Annotated in this window: 17 protein-coding genes; 9 read left to right on the top strand and 8 right to left on the bottom strand. The window is 62.1% G+C overall.

Annotated elements, in window-relative coordinates:
- The first annotated feature begins 3 nt into the window (after positions 1 to 3).
- The 4 genes from dnaQ (at position 4) to nadC (ending at position 4,242) form a co-directional block, all read left to right on the top strand.
- A complete protein-coding gene (gene dnaQ, locus BMI90_RS04925; RefSeq protein ID WP_078526580.1) occupies positions 4 to 702 on the top strand; it encodes a DNA polymerase III subunit epsilon in 699 nt (232 codons plus the stop codon).
- Between the two features lie 102 nt (positions 703 to 804).
- On the top strand, positions 805 to 1,857 hold the full coding sequence (gene nadA / locus BMI90_RS04930) for a quinolinate synthase NadA (protein WP_078526582.1): 1,053 nt from the start codon (positions 805 to 807) through the stop codon (positions 1,855 to 1,857).
- Complete coding sequence (locus BMI90_RS04935) at positions 1,854 to 3,404, top strand: L-aspartate oxidase (RefSeq protein WP_078526584.1); 1,551 nt, start codon at positions 1,854 to 1,856, stop codon at positions 3,402 to 3,404. Before nadA ends, BMI90_RS04935 begins: the two co-directional genes overlap by 4 nt.
- A 1-nt stretch (position 3,405) precedes the next feature.
- Entirely contained in the window at positions 3,406 to 4,242 is an 837-nt protein-coding gene (gene nadC, locus BMI90_RS04940; protein WP_078526586.1) for a carboxylating nicotinate-nucleotide diphosphorylase, read from the top strand.
- Between the two features lie 4 nt (positions 4,243 to 4,246).
- Here nadC and BMI90_RS04945 read toward each other — a convergent pair whose 3' ends face one another.
- From BMI90_RS04945 to BMI90_RS04975, 7 genes are all read right to left on the bottom strand, one after another.
- A complete protein-coding gene (locus tag BMI90_RS04945) occupies positions 4,247 to 4,732 on the bottom strand; it encodes an RNA pyrophosphohydrolase (protein ID WP_078526588.1) in 486 nt (161 codons plus the stop codon).
- A 32-nt stretch (positions 4,733 to 4,764) separates the two neighbouring features.
- Positions 4,765 to 6,162: a S41 family peptidase gene (locus BMI90_RS04950; RefSeq protein WP_078526590.1), complete on the bottom strand. Its 1,398-nt coding sequence runs from the start codon at positions 6,160 to 6,162 to the stop codon at positions 4,765 to 4,767.
- Between the two features lie 2 nt (positions 6,163 to 6,164).
- Positions 6,165 to 7,307: a peptidoglycan DD-metalloendopeptidase family protein gene (locus BMI90_RS04955; protein WP_078526592.1), complete on the bottom strand. Its 1,143-nt coding sequence runs from the start codon at positions 7,305 to 7,307 to the stop codon at positions 6,165 to 6,167.
- Entirely contained in the window at positions 7,304 to 8,827 is a 1,524-nt protein-coding gene (gene gpmI, locus BMI90_RS04960; protein WP_078526594.1) for a 2,3-bisphosphoglycerate-independent phosphoglycerate mutase, read from the bottom strand. The genes BMI90_RS04955 and gpmI overlap by 4 nt, the downstream gene beginning before the upstream one ends.
- Positions 8,828 to 8,886: 59 nt before the next feature.
- A complete protein-coding gene (gene rlmH, locus BMI90_RS04965) occupies positions 8,887 to 9,354 on the bottom strand; it encodes a 23S rRNA (pseudouridine(1915)-N(3))-methyltransferase RlmH (protein WP_078526596.1) in 468 nt (155 codons plus the stop codon).
- Between the two features lie 10 nt (positions 9,355 to 9,364).
- A complete protein-coding gene (gene rsfS / locus BMI90_RS04970) occupies positions 9,365 to 9,721 on the bottom strand; it encodes a ribosome silencing factor (protein ID WP_078526598.1) in 357 nt (118 codons plus the stop codon).
- A gap of 138 nt (positions 9,722 to 9,859) precedes the next feature.
- Positions 9,860 to 11,203 carry a mechanosensitive ion channel domain-containing protein gene (locus BMI90_RS04975; protein WP_078526600.1) on the bottom strand — a complete coding sequence of 448 codons (1,344 nt, stop codon included), beginning with the start codon at positions 11,201 to 11,203 and terminating at the stop codon, positions 9,860 to 9,862.
- 246 nt (positions 11,204 to 11,449) lie between these two features.
- Between BMI90_RS04975 and leuC the strand changes: the two genes are divergently transcribed.
- From leuC to BMI90_RS05000, 5 genes are all read left to right on the top strand, one after another.
- On the top strand, positions 11,450 to 12,874 hold the full coding sequence (leuC, locus tag BMI90_RS04980; protein ID WP_078526602.1) for a 3-isopropylmalate dehydratase large subunit: 1,425 nt from the start codon (positions 11,450 to 11,452) through the stop codon (positions 12,872 to 12,874).
- Positions 12,875 to 12,886: 12 nt separating this feature from the next.
- A complete protein-coding gene (leuD, locus tag BMI90_RS04985) occupies positions 12,887 to 13,492 on the top strand; it encodes a 3-isopropylmalate dehydratase small subunit (protein ID WP_078526604.1) in 606 nt (201 codons plus the stop codon).
- 115 nt (positions 13,493 to 13,607) lie between these two features.
- Positions 13,608 to 14,120 (top strand): DUF308 domain-containing protein, encoded by a 513-nt coding sequence (locus BMI90_RS04990; RefSeq protein ID WP_078526606.1) that lies wholly within the window; start codon positions 13,608 to 13,610, stop codon positions 14,118 to 14,120.
- A gap of 269 nt (positions 14,121 to 14,389) precedes the next feature.
- Positions 14,390 to 15,217, top strand: a complete 828-nt coding sequence (locus BMI90_RS04995; RefSeq protein ID WP_146642589.1) for a hypothetical protein — start codon at positions 14,390 to 14,392, stop codon at positions 15,215 to 15,217.
- Between the two features lie 47 nt (positions 15,218 to 15,264).
- Positions 15,265 to 16,254 carry an endonuclease/exonuclease/phosphatase family protein gene (locus BMI90_RS05000; protein WP_348638921.1) on the top strand — a complete coding sequence of 330 codons (990 nt, stop codon included), beginning with the start codon at positions 15,265 to 15,267 and terminating at the stop codon, positions 16,252 to 16,254.
- Here the strand turns inward: BMI90_RS05000 and BMI90_RS05005 are convergent.
- Positions 16,218 to 17,138: a hypothetical protein gene (locus BMI90_RS05005; RefSeq protein WP_078526610.1), complete on the bottom strand. Its 921-nt coding sequence runs from the start codon at positions 17,136 to 17,138 to the stop codon at positions 16,218 to 16,220. The two genes, BMI90_RS05000 and BMI90_RS05005, sit on opposite strands and share 37 nt — an antisense overlap.
- Between the last annotated feature and the right edge of the window lie 58 nt (positions 17,139 to 17,196).

Consider the following 17,196-nt stretch of genomic DNA (forward strand, 5'->3'; position numbering starts at 1 on the left):
ACCATGCGAGAGATCGTTCTCGATACCGAAACCACCGGCTTCGAGCCCGAGGAAGGACACCGCATCGTCGAGATCGGCGCGGTCGAGCTGTTCAATCACATGCCGACGGGCAACACCTATCACCAATATATCAACCCCGAACGCTCGATGCCGCAGGAGGCCTTTCAGGTTCACGGGTTGGGCGACGAATTTCTCTCGGACAAACCGAAATTCGCGCAGATCGGCCTGGAATTTCTTGAATTCATCGGCACGGATTCCGTGCTGGTGATCCACAACGCCAGGTTCGACATGAAATTCCTCAACGCCGAGCTCCGCTGGGCCGGGATGCCGCTGATCGAGGATCAGCGCGCGCTCGACACTCTGGCGATGGCGCGACGGAAGTTTCCGGGCTCGCCCGCGACGCTTGATGCGCTTTGCCGCAGGTTCAGCATCGACAACTCGTCCCGGACTTTGCACGGCGCATTGCTCGATAGCGAGATTCTGGCCGAGGTTTATCTTGAGCTGATCGGTGGGCGCCAGCCGGGATTTGGATTGCAACCCGTTGATACCGGAAGGAAATCCGGCGTCGGATCTCAGGAAGCCTGGCGCCCGAAACCCCGTCCGGAACCCCTTCCGCCCCGGCTCACCGCCGAGGAAACAGAAGCTCATGCCGCCTTCGTCGCGAAGATCGGAGAAAGTGCGATCTGGCATCGCTACGACTGAAAACTCCATTTTTGCGGGCTTTCCCGCAACTTTCCCATTTAACCGGGCGTCAACAATCTTTAAATCCAAGGTCTGTTCCGGGCACCAGGGAGAGGAAGACCCATGCTGGACCTGACCGAAATGCGCGCCACGCTGGCCGAGAGCTACGATCTCGCGCCGTCGATCGAACTGGCCGAGGAGATGCACGAGATCCATGAGAAAATGGACCGTGTGATCCCCCTGCCCGATTTCGCGCGTTACGCCCCCTATATCCGCGAAATCAATCGCCTCAAGCGTGAGAAGAATGCGGTGATCCTGGCGCATAACTACATGACGCCGGAAATCTATCACGGCGTCGCCGATGTCGTGGGCGACAGCCTTCAGCTCGCGATCGAGGCGACGAAGGTCGAGGCTCAGACCATCGTGCAATGCGGTGTGCATTTCATGGCCGAGACCTCGAAGATCCTGAACCCGTCCAAGACGGTTCTGATCCCCGACATGAAGGCGGGCTGTTCGCTTGCGGAATCGATTACCGCCGAAGGCATCGCCGAGATGCGCGCGAAATATCCCGGCGCCCCGGTAGTGAGCTATGTGAACACCACCGCCGAGGTGAAAGCGGCGTCCGATATCTGCTGCACCTCGTCGAATGCCGCGCAGATCGTCCGCGCCCTGCCCGAGCACACCATCATCATGACGCCTGATCAGTATCTTGCGCAGAATGTCGCGAACCAGGTGCCTGAGAAGAACGTGGTCTGGTGGGCGGGCTCCTGCATCGTGCACGAGCAATATACCGCGAAAGATATCAACGACTTCCGCGCCCTGCACCCGGATACGCGCATCATCGCCCATCCCGAATGCCCGCCCGATGTCGTCGCGGCGTCGGACTTCTCGGGCTCGACCTCGGGCATCATCAACTATGTTGCGAGCGAGAAGCCGAAAGAGGCAATGTTGGTCACCGAATGCTCGATGGCTTCGAACATTGCCGACGCGCTGCCCGAAGTCGATTTCGTGGGCCCGTGCAACATGTGTCCCTACATGAAGAAAATCACACTCGAGAAGATCCTCTGGTCGCTCCATACCGGCACCGAAGAGGTGATCGTCGATCCGCAAATCGCCGAAAAGGCGCGTGTTGCAGTGGAACGTATGATCGAGCTTTCGCAGGCGACCGCGAAGTGATCGAGACGCAGCGGATCGTCATTGTCGGAGCGGGGCTTGGGGCACTTTACGCAGCCCTAAGCCTTGCGCCGCGCCCGGTTCTGGTAATCTCGCCCGAAACCTTGGGCGAAGGCGCGTCTTCTGCCTGGGCGCAGGGTGGCGTTGCAGCGGCGATGTCGGTTGGCGATACGCCCGCTTCGCATGCACGTGACACCATGACCGCCGGCGCGGGCACCGTTTCTCCCGAGATTGCCCGTCTGGTGACCGAGGATGCGCGTCGGCATATCCTTGCGTTGACTGAACTCGGCACACCGTTCGATCGCAATGAAGCGGGCGACTACGTCATGTCGCGCGAAGCCGCGCACAGTCAGGCGCGCGTCGTGCGGGTGAAAGGCGATCAGGCCGGCCGCGAGATCATGCAAACCTTGATCGCTGCGGTTCGACAGGAGCCGTCGGTGCAGGTGCTTGAGGGCGTACTGGCTTCCGGGCTCGAAGTCGAGGACGGCCGCGTGACCGGCGTCTGGATCGAGCGCGCTTTTGAGCCCTCCGGGGCTATTCTGGTGAAATGCCCAGCGGTTTTGCTGGCGGGCGGGGGCTCGGGTGGTCTTTTTGCCGTCACGACGAACCCGCCGCGCATTCGGGGCCAGGTTATCGGGATGGCCGCGCGTGCCGGCGCCCGGATTGCCGATCCGGAATTCGTGCAGTTCCATCCCACCGCGATCGCGAGCGGCGAAGACCCTGCCCCGCTCGCGACCGAAGCTCTACGTGGCGAAGGCGCCACGCTGATCAACAATCGCGGCGAGCGGTTCATGATCCCGGTCCATCCCGATGCCGAACTGGCTCCGCGCGATATCGTCGCCCGCGCCGTCTATGTCGAACGGCAAGCGGGCCGCGAGCCAGCGCTCGATACACGGGCCGTTCTGGGTGAAGAAGTGCTCACGCGCTTCCCGGCCGTGGCCGATGCGTGCAAACGCGCCGGAATAGACCCTGTTTTGCAGACCATTCCGGTCGCGCCCGCCGCGCATTACCACATGGGCGGCGTCGATACGGATGAACATGGGCGCAGCTCGCTCGGCCGTCTCTGGGTTTGCGGCGAGGCGTCGTCGACCGGGCTGCACGGGGCCAACCGTCTTGCATCGAACGGGCTTCTCGAGGCGCTGGTCTTTGCGCGGATCTGTGCATTGGGTATCGCGGCTGAGCTTGGAAGTCTCGACGCGGCGCCCGAGATTGCGCCGGGTTTCCCATCCGGCGATATTCCGGTGAACGAAGCGGCGCTGCAACGGATGCGCAAGGCGATGACCGATGGGGTGGGCGTGGTGCGCGATGCGGCGGGGCTGAAATCGGCCTTGCGCGTCATCGCCGAGGTCGAAGCCAATGCCATGACCGAAACGATGCGGAACATGACGGCGACGGCGACGCTGATCGCGGCAGCTGCCCTCGCGCGTGAGGAAAGCCGCGGCGGGCATTTCCGCTCTGATTTCCCCGAAGCTGACCCTAAAATGGCCCATAGAACGAAAATGACGCTGGCCGAGGCGCTGAAAATCCGCGCCGCCGCCCTGGAGGACTGACATGCTGCCCGATCTGCTGCTTGAACCGATTGTCCGCGCCGCTCTGGTGGAAGACCTCTCGCCGATGGGCGACGCGACGACGAAAGCGGTGATCCCGGCGGGAAAGACCTATTCGGCGCGGCTCAATGCACGTGAAGATGGCGTTGTCTCGGGAATGCAGGTCGCGGCGATGGCGTTCCGTCTGGTCGACCCGGGTTTGCGGATTGCGGTTCTCGTGGGCGATGGAAAACCCTGCAAAAAGGGTGAGACGCTGATGACGATCGACGGCTCGGCGGCCTCGATCCTGATGGGAGAGCGCGTGGCGCTCAATTTCGCGGGTCGCTTGAGCGGCATCGCGACGAAAACGGCGGGCTTCGTCGAGAAAACCAAAGGAACGAAAGCGCGGATCACCTGCACGCGCAAGACGACGCCGGGTCTGCGTGTTCTGGAAAAGGCGGCAGTGACCCATGGCGGCGGGTTCAATCACCGCTACGGCCTGTCCGATGCAATCCTGATCAAGGACAATCACATCGCGGCGGCGGGCGGGATCCGTCAGGTGCTCGAGGCGGCGAAGGCCGCGCGCAGCCATATGATGCGGATTGAGCTTGAGGTGGATACGCTGCGCCAGATGGAAGAGGCGCTGAAGATCGGTGGAGCGGATGTGATCCTGCTCGACAACATGGATACGTCGGAATTGCGCGCTGCCGTGGCTCTGAATGCGGGCCGTGTCGTGCTGGAAGCCTCGGGCAACATGACGCTGGAGCGCATCGCGGAAGTCGCGGCAACTGGTGTCGATTACATCTCGTCGGGCGCGCTGACCCACTCGGCGCGCACCCTCGACCTGGGCCTCGATTTCTGAAGATTTAGCCGAGATAGTCTCGAAATTCGGCGCGAACCGCCTCGTAGACCGAGCGTTTGAACGGCACGATTTTCTCGATCAGCTCGTCAAAGGGCATCCATTGCCAGATCGAGAATTCCGGGTGATCGGTCTCGATCTTCACCTGATCGTCCGACCCCAGAAAGCGGTACAGGAACCATTTCTGTTCCTGCCCGCGCCAGCGCCCGTTCCAGATCTTCGGCACAAGATCATGCGGCAGGTCATAAGTGACCCATTCGCCGGTTTTCGCGACGAACTCCACAAGATCGGGGGTCACCCCGGTCTCTTCTTCCAGCTCGCGCAGCGCGGCCTGCTTCGGCTTTTCGCCCTTGTCGATACCGCCTTGCGGCATTTGCCAGGCGGGTTCGGGGTTGTCGATGCGCTGACCGGCAAAGACGAGCCCCGCCGGGTTCATCAGAACGACGCCGACATTACGGCGATAGGGAAGTCTGGCGATGTCTTCGGGCGTCATTTGAAAAAGGGACCCTCGCGGGCCCCCTCCCCTCAGTTTTTCTTGGTTTCTTCCGCCGCGGTGGCCGGAGCAGCAGCGGCTTTCTCACCCTGCATTTCCGGCGCGAGCGCGGACAGGCCTTTGATCAGGTCGATTGCGTAGGACATCTGGAAATCGTCGAGCCGGCGTTTCGCGGCTTCTTCCGCCTTCGCGCGTTCATCCTCGGCTTGTTTCTTTTCGTCATCGGTCATCGAGTCATTGGTGATCGCGCCCCGCAGATCGGCCTCGGAGGTCATCTGATGCGCGGCCTTGTCATCCTCTGCCTTCTGGTCGGCTTTCGGCTGATCGGGTTGCGGCACCACGACGTCGGGCGCGATGCCCAGCGACTGGATCGAACGGCCCGAAGGCGTGTAATAGCGCGCGGTGGTCAGGCGCATCGCGCCCTCACCCTGGATCGGCATGACGGTCTGCACCGAGCCTTTGCCGAAGCTCTTGGTGCCGACGACGATCGCGCGGTGATGATCCTGAAGCGCGCCGGTCACGATCTCGGAGGCCGAGGCGGACCCGCCGTTGATCAGAACGACGATCGGCTTGCCATCCGCCTGATCGCCCGGGGTTGCGTTGAACCGCTCGCTGTCTTGCGGGTTGCGGCCACGGGTCGAGACGATTTCCCCCTTGTCGAGGAAGGCATCGGCCACCTTGATCGCCTGGGTCAGCAACCCGCCGGGGTTGTTGCGCAGGTCGACGATGAAGCCGTCGACCCTGTCCATGCCACCGATTTCCTCGACCTGTTTCTTGATCGAGTCTTCGAGGTTCGGATAGGTCTGGTCGTTGAACGTCGTGATACGCAGGATCACGGTGTTGCCATCATGGCGGCCACGCACGGCGGTGAGCTTGATCGTGTCGCGGGTGAGCGTCACATCGAAAGGCTCCTGCTCACCTTCGCGCACGAGGGTGATGGTGATCTCGGAGCCAACCGGGCCGCGCATCTTGTCCACCGCCTGGTCGAGCGACATACCCATCAGGGATTCTCCATCGACCGCGGTGATGAAGTCACCCGATTGGATCCCGGCATCGGCGGCCGGCGTCCCATCCATCGGCGAGACGACTTTCACGAAGCCGTCTTCCTGCGTGACCTCGATCCCCAGACCACCGAAGGAGCCGCGGGTCTGCACGCGCATATCGGCATAGTCATCGGGCGGCAGATAGCTCGAATGCGGGTCGAGCGAGCTCAGCATGCCGTTGATCGCGGCATCGATGAGCTTCTTGCTGTCCACGGGCTCGACGTAATCCTGGCGGATCTTCTCGAAGATATCGCCGAACAGGTCGAGCTGTTGGTAGACGGTGTCGGGCTGCTTGGTTTCCTGAGCCATCAGCGGGGCCGCCACCTGCGTCGAAAGAACTGCGCCCGCGATCGTGCCGCCCAGCGCTGCCATCATGAACTTTTTCATACTCAACCCTTGTCGTCTTTCGTCTGAATGAACCACGGTGTCGGGTCCACGGGCTTGCCGCCCTCTCTCAGCTCCAAATAAAGCGTCTCGCTGCGATCTGCACCAGCGCCATCTGACGCGGCCTTGACGAATTCCTCGCCGAATTCCTTCGCTCCCGGCTGGATTCCGCCCATGAGGCCGATTGGTGTTCCCTTCTGCAAGACGTCACCCACCTCACCATAGACGGTCCCGAGCCCGGCAAGAACCAGAAGATGACCCTCGGCCGGTTCCAGGACCATCACATTTCCGTAGTCCAGCAGGGGCCCACGATAGCGGATCGTCGCAGGCCAGGGCGTCGTGACGAGCGCGGCTGGCTCCGTTGCGATCACAAGTCCGGGACGCCTGATCCCGGCTGCATCGGTTTCGTTGAACCCGCGCAGGATCGAGCCGATCACCGGCAGTTTCAGGCTGCCTTTTGCGCCTTCGAAATCGTCCATCGGCGGGCCGATATCGTTTTCGAGCCCGCTCAGCCCCGTTGCGAACCCCTCCAGCGTATCGGCGCTCTGGACGAGTTTGGTCAGCTCTTCGGGTTCTTCGAGGTAGCGGCGCGGAAGCTTGTTGCGCTCCGAGATCGCCTCTGACAGCGCGGTGCGCGCTCTCGTCACCGAGACCATCCCGTCTTCAAGGACCGCGCGCGCGCCCTCCTGCAATTTGCGCAGGGTCGCGATTTCGTCGAGTTGCTTGCTGAGGACCTCTGCCTCTTCCTGAAGCGCCGGTGCGACCGAGGACAGAACCATGCCCGAGCGTGCAGATCCCTGAGGACCGGAGGGGTGGAGCAGCAGCAGCGGCCCGTCCGATTGCTGCATCGTCGACATCACCGCCAGAAGCCCGCCAAGCTCTTCGCGCTTCGCATCGAAGCCCTGCTTGATCTCGCGTTCGCGGATGGCTGCACGGCGCAGCCCGTCGCGCAAAGCGGCAAGACCGGTCTCATAGGCCTGGATCGTCTGTGTCAGCGCCGCGATCCGGTCCGCCTTGGTCTGTGCATCGTCGAGCGCGGTGATCGCCGCGCGCAGATCGGAGGAAGCCTTGATGGCCGTGTCGGCCGCGCTTTCTGCCCAAAGCGGCGCGGCCGAAATCAGCAAGGCTGCAAGCGCAAGGCGGATCACGATACGATCAGACTCTTTCCGGTCATCTCCTCGGGCTGGGGCAGTTGCATCAACTCCAGCAGCGTCGGCGCGAGATCGGCAAGTCGCCCTTCGCGCAGCTTCGCCCCCTCCGGCCCGCCGATCATCGCGACCGGCACGAGGTTGGTCGTATGCGCGGTATGCGGTCCGCCCGTCACCGGGTCGATCATTGTTTCGCAATTGCCGTGATCTGCGGTGATGATCATCGCGCCGCCCGCCTTTTCCAGCGCTTCGACGACCCGGCCGATATCGCGGTCGATCTCTTCCACGGCGGCGATCGCGGCCTCGAGCGAGCCGGTATGGCCGACCATATCGGGGTTGGCATAATTGACGATGATCAGGTCGTAGCCCTTTTCGATCGCCTCGACGAATTTTTCGGTGACTTCCGGCGCGCTCATCTCGGGCTGAAGATCATAGGTCGCCACTTTCGGCGAATTCGGCATGAAACGATCCTCGCCTTTCCAGGGCTCTTCCTTGCCGCCGTTGAGGAAGAAGGTGACATGCGGATACTTCTCGGTCTCGGCAAGGTGGAATTGGGTAAGCCCTTGTTTGGAAACCCATTCACCGAGCGTATTGACCAGTTCGCGCTTCGGATAGGCGGTGGTCATATAGGCGTTGTGCCTGTCGGAATATTCGACCATGCCCAGCAGAGCGGCCCAATCCGGGCGGGTGCCCGTGTCGAATTCCGAGAAACCGGGTTCGCCAATGGCACGCAGGATCTCGCGCGCGCGGTCTGCGCGGAAGTTGAGGCAGAAGAAGCCGTCCCCATCCTTGGCGCCCGCGTAATCGCCGATCACGGTGGGCTTGATGAATTCGTCCATCTCCTTGCACTCGTAGCTTGCCTCGACCGCAGCGACTGGCGTCTCGGCACTCGGCCCCTTGCCGTTGATCATCGCGTCATAGGCAAGGCCCACCCGTTCCCAGCGGTTGTCGCGGTCCATCGCGTAGTAGCGGCCATCGACCGTCGCGACGGTGCAGCCCTCGGGCAGCCGGTCGCAGAGATCGCCGACAAAGCGCTTGGCGCTGTCGGGCGCCACGTCGCGCCCGTCGGTGATCGCGTGGATCAGCACCGGCACGCCCGCCTCCGAGACCATCTTCGCGGCGGCCAGCGTGTGCTCGATATGACCATGCACCCCGCCATCCGAGATCACGCCCATCAGATGCGCGCGCCCGCCGGATTGCTTCAGCGTGTCGATGAAAGCCAGGATCGCTTCGTTCTTGAAGAACGACCCGTCCTCGATCGCAAGGTCGATCTGGCCGAGATCCATCGCCACCACCCGGCCTGCGCCGATATTGGTGTGGCCGACCTCGGAATTGCCCATCTGACCGCTTGGCAGCCCGACATCGGGGCCAAAGGTGATCAGGGTCGACTTGTTCGGGTTGTTCCAGATGATCCGGTCGAGGTTCGGGCTGTTGGCCAGCAAAGGCGCGTTGCCCTCGCGTTCCTTTCGCTCACCAAAGCCATCGAGAATGCACAGGACGACGGGTTTCGGGCGGGTCATGGCGGCCTCCGTGATGTGTTGACCCCTCTTACGCCCAGCGGGGCTTTGCTTCAACAGGATCAGACGCGGTGATAGGGGGTGCCGGCGATGATCTGGCCGGCGCGGTAGATCTGTTCGGACAACATGACGCGGGCCAGCATATGCGGCCAGACCATCTTGCCGAAGGAAATCGAGAACTCGGCGCGCTCGCGTAAGGACGGGTCGATCCCGTCCGCTCCGCCGATGACGAAGCAGACATCGCGCGCGCCATCGCGCCAGCCTTCCAGCTTTTTCGCGAATTCCGGCGAGGAGATCAGGCTGCCGCGCTCATCCAGCGTAACGATGACCGCGCCATCGGGGATCGCGCGGGCCAGAAGTTCCGCCTCCGCGCCCTGCCCCAGACCCTTCTTGTCCTCGACCTCGACGACGGAAGCCGGACCGAGCCCGAAGGCCCGTCCGGATTTCTCGAAACGTTTGAGGTAGTCGTCGATCAGCTCACGCTCGGGACCCTTGCGCAAGCGGCCCACCGCGCAGATCGTGATCTTCATATCGTCAAGCTCAGACGGGAGCGCCCGCGGGCATCCACATCTTCTCGAGCTGGTAGAACTCGCGCACTTCCGGGCGGAAGACGTGAACGATCACGTCGGAGCTGTCGATCAGCACCCAGTCACCCTGATCTTTCCCCTCGACCTTGCAGATGCGGCCGAAGTCCTCTTTGAGCCGTTCGGTCAGCTTTTCGGCGATCGCGCCGACCTGACGCGAGCTGCGACCCGAACAGATCACCATGTAATCACCGATCGAAGACCGGCCACGCAGGTCGATCGTCACGATGTCTTCGGCTTTGTCATCTTCGAGGGAAGAAAGAACGCGAGCGAGGATCTCTTCGCTCGTAGCTTCGGCGTTCACGGCCTTCATACTCATGGCCGCCGCCTTTGTGCCGGCATCACTCGGCACGAGAGAAAGATGAGACAGGACATGGTCCTCCAGAGGTTGCGCGCCGGAAAGGCCCCGGCGCAGGCCATGTTTTTAAGGTAGCATCGCCTCTGCACGATTTCAATTTTCCTGCGGCGGTTTTTCGCGGTCAGGCTGAACGGCAAGTTGCGAGCCCTCCACCACGCGCACTTCGCGTTGCGGGAAGGGAATTGTGATGCCGTTCTCGTGGAAAGCGTCCCAAAGCGCAAGATAGACCGCACCACGTACATTAGTCAGCCCTTCGACCGGGTCGGTAATCCAGAACCGCAGGATGTAATCGACCGAGCTGTCGCCAAAACCCGTTATGTGACAGACGGTTGGACGGTTCTTCAGCACGCGCCCCACCGATTGCGCGGCCTCGACCGCGAGCTTGCGGACCTTGTGGGGGTCGTCGTGATAAGACGTTCCGAAATGCAGGTCGATGCGCACGAACTCGTCGGAATGGGACCAGTTGACCACCTGTCCCGTGATCAGGTCCTCGTTCGGGATGAGGTATTCGCGACCGTCGCGCGTGACCACAGAGACATAGCGCGCGCCCAGAGAATTGATCCAACCGAAGGTTTCTCCTAGGCTGATCACGTCGCCGGGCTTGATCGACTTGTCCATCAGGATGATCACGCCCGAGACGAGGTTCGACACGACTTTCTGCAGGCCGAAGCCGAGGCCCACGCCGATCGCGCCCGACAGAACCGCAAGCCCTGTCAGATCGAATCCCACCGCCTTGATGCCAATGAAGATCGCCGCGCCGTAGAGGGCGACCTGCATGACCTTGATCACCAGTTCGCCCATCGAGGGGCTGATATCCTCGTTCGTGCGAATGCGCACCGAGGTGCGGCCCGAGACGATCCGGGCGACCGAAAGCAGGATCGTCGTCAGCACCAGAGCTTTCAGAAGCGCATAGGCTGTAAGGCGGAAGCCGCCGAACTCGATCGCCGCACCCTCGAGGATCTTCACCGTCTCGTCCCACAGACCGAGATAGTAAAGCGTGACCCAGATCCACGCGCCCCAGCGCACGATGGCGCGCAGGAAACCGTTGCGGATCAGCCGTGCGACAAGGCCCACGAAGAGCCAGGCTGTGACGAGCGTCGCGGCGAGCACGACAAGAAAACGCCATGAATAAAAGCCCTTGAGAGCATCGAGGCCCAGAACAGCTCCCCAGGCGAGGATGATGAAGATCAACCCGCGCAGACGTTGGCGCAGCAAGATCACCCAGCGTTTCTGGCGTGTGCTCAGTTCGCGGTTGCGCGCCCAGTCATCGACCTTGGGCGCCAGCCAGATCCGGCCGAGATGGGCGAGCGCGAAGCAGCCCGCGATGATCCCGAACTGCCAAAGCCGCGAGGGCAGCACCATCGAATTGAGGAAAATCTCGATCTGGCTCCAGATCGAGCCCAGAATCTTCAGAATGTCCCCGTTCGCGAAATCCATCCTGTCACGTTAGCTTGCTTTGCGTGCCGCGCCAAACCCTGACTCTTCGATTGCCTCAAAGGCGGATTCGCCGTATTTAGCGCGCCATGACATTCGTTTTCGACATGGACGACCGCGCCCGCCTCCGCGAGCGCTTCTACGGCGAGAGCCGCTCGGTGCTGGCCCGACTTTGACGGCGCGCCGCCCCTGGGCGTTCGCGCCCGCATTCCCATGTCCAAAACCAGCTATCCAAGGAAAGTGAGAGCCATGTCCGCTCCGAAGACCCTCTATGACAAGATCTGGGACGCGCATGTCGTGTCCGAAGACGAAGACGGCACCTGCCTGCTCTATATCGACCGCCACTTGGTCCACGAAGTGACCTCGCCGCAGGCCTTCGAGGGTCTGCGCATGGCCGGTCGCAAGGTTCACGCACCCGAAAAGACCATCGCCGTGCCGGACCATAACGTGCCGACCACGACCGACCGCGCCTCGGGCGTGATCGAGAACGAGGAAAGCCGCATCCAGGTTGAGGCGCTCGACAAGAACGCCAAGGAATTCGGCGTGAACTACTACCCGGTGAACGATATCCGTCAGGGCATCGTGCATATCGTTGGCCCCGAACAGGGCTGGACCCTGCCGGGCATGACTGTCGTGTGCGGCGACAGCCACACCGCGACCCATGGCGCGTTCGGTGCCCTCGCCCATGGCATCGGCACTTCGGAAGTGGAGCACGTTCTGGCAACCCAGACGCTGATCCAGAAGAAATCGAAGAACATGAAGGTCGAGATCACCGGCCATCTGCGCCCGGGCGTGACCGCCAAGGACATCACCCTCTCGGTGATCGGCGCGACCGGCACCGGTGGCGGCACCGGCCATGTCATCGAATATTGCGGCGAGGCGATCCGCGATCTGTCGATGGAAGGTCGCATGACCGTCTGCAACATGGCGATCGAGGGTGGCGCGCGCGCTGGCCTGATCGCGCCCGACGAGAAGACCTTCGAATACGTGAAGGGCCGTGCCCATGCGCCGAAGGGCGCTCAGTGGGAGGCCGCGCTGAACTGGTGGAAGACGCTCTACACCGACGAGGGCGCGCATTTCGACAAGGTCGTGACGATCAAGGGCGAGGATATCGAGCCGGTCGTGACCTGGGGCACCTCGCCCGAGGATGTGCTGCCGATCTCGGGTGTCGTTCCCGCGCCGGAAGATTTCACTGGCGGCAAGGTCGAGGCGGCACGCCGCTCGCTCGACTACATGGGTCTCGAGCCGGGCACCAAGCTGACCGACATCAAGATCGACGTGGTCTTCATCGGATCGTGCACCAATGGCCGGATCGAAGACCTGCGCGCCGCTGCCGAAGTGCTCAAGGGCCGCAAGATGGCTCCGGGCGTGCGTGGCATGGTCGTGCCGGGCTCGGGCCTCGTGCGCGCTCAGGCAGAGGAAGAGGGTCTCGACAAGATCTTCACCGATGCGGGTTTTGAATGGCGCATGGCGGGCTGCTCGATGTGCCTCGCGATGAACCCCGATCAGCTGGCCGAGGGCGAGCGCTGCGCCTCGACCTCGAACCGCAACTTCGAGGGCCGCCAGGGCTACAAGGGTCGCACCCATCTGATGAGCCCGCAAATGGCTGCTGCCGCGGCCGTCACCGGGCATCTGACCGATGTGCGCGAGATGATGGAACTGGAAGACGCGTAAGGAGCGACGAGAATGGAAAAGTTCGAAAAAGTCACCGGGATCGCCGCCCCCATGCCGCTGGTCAATATTGACACCGATATGATCATCCCCAAGGGCTTCCTGAAAACCATCAAGCGCACCGGCCTCGGCGTCCATGCGTTCGACGAGATGCGCTATGACCGCCAGGGCAACGAGATCCCCGATTTCGTTCTCAACAAGCCGCAATATCGCGAAGCCTCGATCCTGATCGCGGGCGACAATTTCGGCTGCGGCTCCTCGCGTGAGCACGCGCCCTGGGCGTTGGCGGATTTCGGCATCAAGGTGATCGTCTCGACCTCCTTTGCCGACATCTTCTACAACAACAGCTTCAAGAACGGCATGCTGCCGATCGTGTTGCCGCAGGAGCAGGTCGATCTGCTCATGAAGGATGCCGAGAAGGGCTCGAACGCGCGGATGACGGTGGATCTCGAAAATCAGGAGATCACCACCTCCGAGGGTGAGACGATCAAGTTCGACGTCGATCCGTTCAAGAAGCATTGCCTGCTCGAAGGGCTCGACGATATCGGCCTGACGCTGGCGAAGGCCGCGGCGATCGACGCTTTCGAAGCGAAGGCCGCACAGGCGCGTCCCTGGGTCTGATCGCATTTTTTACTGAAGCGAAGGCCGTCTCTCGGGGCGGCCTTTTGCTTGAGCGCAGGGAACCGGCCCCCATGTTCTGCGTTTGTCATTTGACATATTTCACGGGAGAGATGCGATGAAACCTTCCACGCTTTTTTTCGCAAGCGGTGGCGCGATGATCCTCTTTGGCCTGTTGGCGCTGGCCAACCCCTTCGCGGCGTCACTCGCGATCACCACCTTTCTCGGAGCGCTCTTTCTGATCGGCGGGGTCATTCAGGCTTGGCTGTCCTTCAATGATCGGGGCGGAGCATACCGCGTCTGGCATGCCGTGGTTGCCTTTCTCAATATCGTCGTGGGCGTGTGGCTGATGGCTGATCCGCTTTCGGGGACGGTGTCCCTCGCTGCGGTGGTCGGCGCGCTGTTTCTGATCATGGGGGCGCTGCGGCTATTGATCGGGATGCAGCTGCCCAACGGGCAACTGCGCTGGATGCTTTTGCTAGCCGGGATCGCCTCCATCGTGATCGGGGTGCTCGTGTTCTCCGATTTCCAGAACGCGGCCACGGCAATCCTCGGGCTCTTGCTGGGGATTCAGCTGCTGGCCGACGGAATTGGTCTCGTCGTTTTTGGACTTTCGTCGCGCAACCTATGATTGTATAGATGCGTAAAATCCTTTAACCACAAGATATTGTAACACCTTCTAGAGCGCCACATTTTCGCTGCTTTATTGATGCAAAGCCGCACCAGTTCTTCCCCCAAATAGGCAGAAACAAACTGTTAATCTTAAGGAAAGATTGCCAGGGGGCATGAATATGGGCAAATTCATGGCAAGAATGAGGCGAGCCGTCACAATTGACGGCGATCACGAGGAAACGTGGTTCGGCAATGTATCGAACCCGACCGTGATGAAGGGGTAGGGCAGTGTTTTCACGTCTGGCAGGGGCGCTTGTACGCGCAATTCTGATCGCGGTGGTGATTTCCATCCCCGCTTTGATCCTTCCCGATACCAATAGCGATACTGCTCAGATCGTGGCGCTGATCTCGCTGTTCGCGGCGGCGCTGACTTTCTTCGAATATGCGTCGGTCTATCCGGGCCTCGTCGAGTTCCGTGACGCCCCGCCCTTCAACCGTATCCGTTTCATCTCGCTTTTCGCGACGGTGTTGTTGCTCACACTGGCAGAGCTGTCCCAGTTCTATCCGTCCACGCTGACACGTTTCATCGAGGTGATGGGATCGACCGTGGCCTCCTCGATCGACGTGCCTTACAGCCCGGTGCGCCTGCTGCAACTTGCGCTCCCGGCTGATGCGGGCGCACAGCATATCGCGATGGTGCGCACGGCTGCGGGCATGGCCTACCTGATCTCGCTCATCACGCTGGGCTATTTCGTCGTCATCCTGCGTCTGATCGGCTGGCCGCAAGCGCAGACGAAATTCAATGTCTGGGTCAACCTTCCCACGTTTGATCCGACCGCGGGCGGGGATGTCGTCGAACGGCTGCGCCGCGACGCATGGTTCAACATCGCGCTGGGGTTTCTTCTGCCCTTCCTCATTCCCGCGGTGCTCAAGATTGTCTCGATCAATTTCGTCGTGGTGACCTTGGAAAGCCCGCATACGCTGATCTGGATGGTGACCGCATGGGCTTTCCTTCCTGCAAGCCTGTTCATGCGTGGCATCGCGCTGGGCCGGGTTGCGCATATGATCGAAGAAAAGCGCCGCCTTCAGGACGCAAACGAGTATCTGCCGGCCTGATCGCGGCACTGTTTCTGGCCGGACCGGCCGCCGCGGAAACGCTGCGCGTGGCCACCTGGGATGCCGGGTTGAGCCGCTCCGGTCCGGGATTGCTTTTGCAGGACATCGAGAAAGGCGATCCTCAGGTCGTTGCTGTGCGCGAAGTGATCGACACGGTCTCGCCCGACATCCTTCTGCTGACCGGGATCGACTGGGATTATGATGGGCAAGCGCTGGATGCGCTCAATAGATCGCTCGCCACGCCCTACCCCTATTTCTATGCGCCCCGCTCCAATAGCGGAATGCAGAGCGGCGCGGATCTCAACGGCAATGGCGTGCTTGGAGAGGCGCGCGATGCGCAGGGCTATGGGCGCTTTCCTGGGCAGGGTGGCATGGCGCTCCTGTCCCGCCGCCCGATCCGGGCCGACGCCGCGCGGGATTTCTCCGACCTGCTGTGGCGCGACCTGCCGGGGACCATGATCGGCAAAACCGGGATGTCGGACGAGGCGCAGGCGGTGCAACGACTGAGCTCCAGTGCGCATTGGGATGTTCCTGTCGAGATCGGCACAGGCGCGCCGCTGCATCTCCTCGCATTCGCCGCGACACCTCCTGTTTTCGACGGCCCCGAAGATCGCAATGGCTGGCGCAACCATGACGAGGCGGCGTTCTGGCTGCGCTACCTCGATGGCGATCTGCCCGAGACGCCGCCCGCGCGGACGTATATCCTGCTCGGGGATGCCAATCTCGATCCGGCCGACGCAGAGGGGCGGCGCGCGGCGCTTCAGTCCCTCCTCAGCGGTGGGTTTCTGCAAGATCCCGCGCCCCGAAGCAAAGGCGCCGAGCTTGCCGCGGACGCAGATCACAAAGGCGATCCGGGGCTCGATACGGCCGATTTCGATGGGCCGGGCAATCTGCGCCTCGATTATGTGTTGCCCTCGAGCGATCTGAAAATCGCGGCAGCGGGAGTGGTCTGGCCTGCCCCGGATGCCCCGCTTGCCAAAGCTGCCGCGCGTGCGTCGCGTCAGAAACTGGTCTGGGTCGACATCGTCTTGCCCTGATCGGGAACGACCTTCAGTCCGCGAATGTAGAGATGTTCGAACACGATCCGTTCAAGCGTCTTGGGTGTCATGTCGGGGAAGCGCGCCGAAAAGTCACTGCCGTCGATCGAGTGGCTCATATCGTAGAGATAACGCATCTCGCGCAATTCGCGCGCCAGCTCCCAGACCGGAGAGGCCAGCAACAGCGCCGTCCAGGGAAACCGCCTGATCGCGATCTCGCGCCCCATCTGGCGCGACAGTTCCGTGGCCAGTTCCTGTGCCGAGAAGACCGTGCCCGGAAACCCGAGATCGAGCAGCCCCGGCTCGGCGTCGCCCGTTTCGGCCAGTCGCACAGCAATGCGGGTCAGATCCTCGAGATCGCCATAGGTTCGACGGGCTTCCGGTTTGCCGAGCGTCGTGATCCGGCCCTTGCGCAGATCCTTAAGCATAACCCGGTTGAGGATCGTATTCGTGGCCTCGGCATGGATGAAATCGCCGCTGCGCAGGATCACCACGGAATGCCCGTCCGCGGCATGGGCGTGGTAGCGTTCCTCCATCTCGGCGCGAATGCGGCCTTTTCGGGTGCAGGGGTGATGGGGCGTCTGCGCGGACCAGGGCGAGGGTTCGCGCCCGAAGACATAGACATTGCCCGGCACCATGACCGAGGCGCCGCTGTCGCGTGCGGCCGCCAGAACCTGATTGGTGATCTTGGGGATTTCGCCGGCCCAATCATGATAGTTGGGCGGGCTCATCGCGTTCACGATCCAGCGCGCCCCGCGCGCGGATATCCCCATATCGGTCCCGCGCCTGTAGCGATCGACATCCCAACCGGCCGCCCGGAACGCCCGCGCGGCGGCGGATCCGAACACGCCGCCCATTCCCAGGATCAGCACCCTGCGAGTCATTTCCGGCCTCATTTCATCTCTGCTCTTGTGCGCAAGCATGCGCCGATCCGCGTGCGGG

Source organism: Thioclava sp. L04-15, from assembly GCF_002020275.1.
GTDB lineage: Bacteria > Pseudomonadota > Alphaproteobacteria > Rhodobacterales > Rhodobacteraceae > Thioclava > Thioclava marina.

What these genes read in the sequence shown, in the direction of transcription:
- BMI90_RS04950 (WP_078526590.1), bottom strand. Translation starts at nt 6,162, where the DNA reads ATGAAAAAGTTCATGATGGCAGCGCTGGGCGGCACGATCGCGGGCGCA.
- rlmH (WP_078526596.1), bottom strand. Translation starts at nt 9,354, where the DNA reads ATGAAGATCACGATCTGCGCGGTGGGCCGCTTGCGCAAGGGTCCCGAG.
- BMI90_RS04945 (WP_078526588.1), bottom strand. Translation starts at nt 4,732, where the DNA reads ATGACGCCCGAAGACATCGCCAGACTTCCCTATCGCCGTAATGTCGGC.
- BMI90_RS04975 (WP_078526600.1), bottom strand. Translation starts at nt 11,203, where the DNA reads ATGGATTTCGCGAACGGGGACATTCTGAAGATTCTGGGCTCGATCTGG.
- dnaQ (WP_078526580.1), top strand. Translation starts at nt 4, where the DNA reads ATGCGAGAGATCGTTCTCGATACCGAAACCACCGGCTTCGAGCCCGAG.
- BMI90_RS05005 (WP_078526610.1), bottom strand. Translation starts at nt 17,138, where the DNA reads ATGACTCGCAGGGTGCTGATCCTGGGAATGGGCGGCGTGTTCGGATCC.
- rsfS (WP_078526598.1), bottom strand. Translation starts at nt 9,721, where the DNA reads ATGAAGGCCGTGAACGCCGAAGCTACGAGCGAAGAGATCCTCGCTCGC.
- nadA (WP_078526582.1), top strand. Translation starts at nt 805, where the DNA reads ATGCTGGACCTGACCGAAATGCGCGCCACGCTGGCCGAGAGCTACGAT.
- leuD (WP_078526604.1), top strand. Translation starts at nt 12,887, where the DNA reads ATGGAAAAGTTCGAAAAAGTCACCGGGATCGCCGCCCCCATGCCGCTG.
- leuC (WP_078526602.1), top strand. Translation starts at nt 11,450, where the DNA reads ATGTCCGCTCCGAAGACCCTCTATGACAAGATCTGGGACGCGCATGTC.
- gpmI (WP_078526594.1), bottom strand. Translation starts at nt 8,827, where the DNA reads ATGACCCGCCCGAAACCCGTCGTCCTGTGCATTCTCGATGGCTTTGGT.
- BMI90_RS04990 (WP_078526606.1), top strand. Translation starts at nt 13,608, where the DNA reads ATGAAACCTTCCACGCTTTTTTTCGCAAGCGGTGGCGCGATGATCCTC.
- nadC (WP_078526586.1), top strand. Translation starts at nt 3,406, where the DNA reads ATGCTGCCCGATCTGCTGCTTGAACCGATTGTCCGCGCCGCTCTGGTG.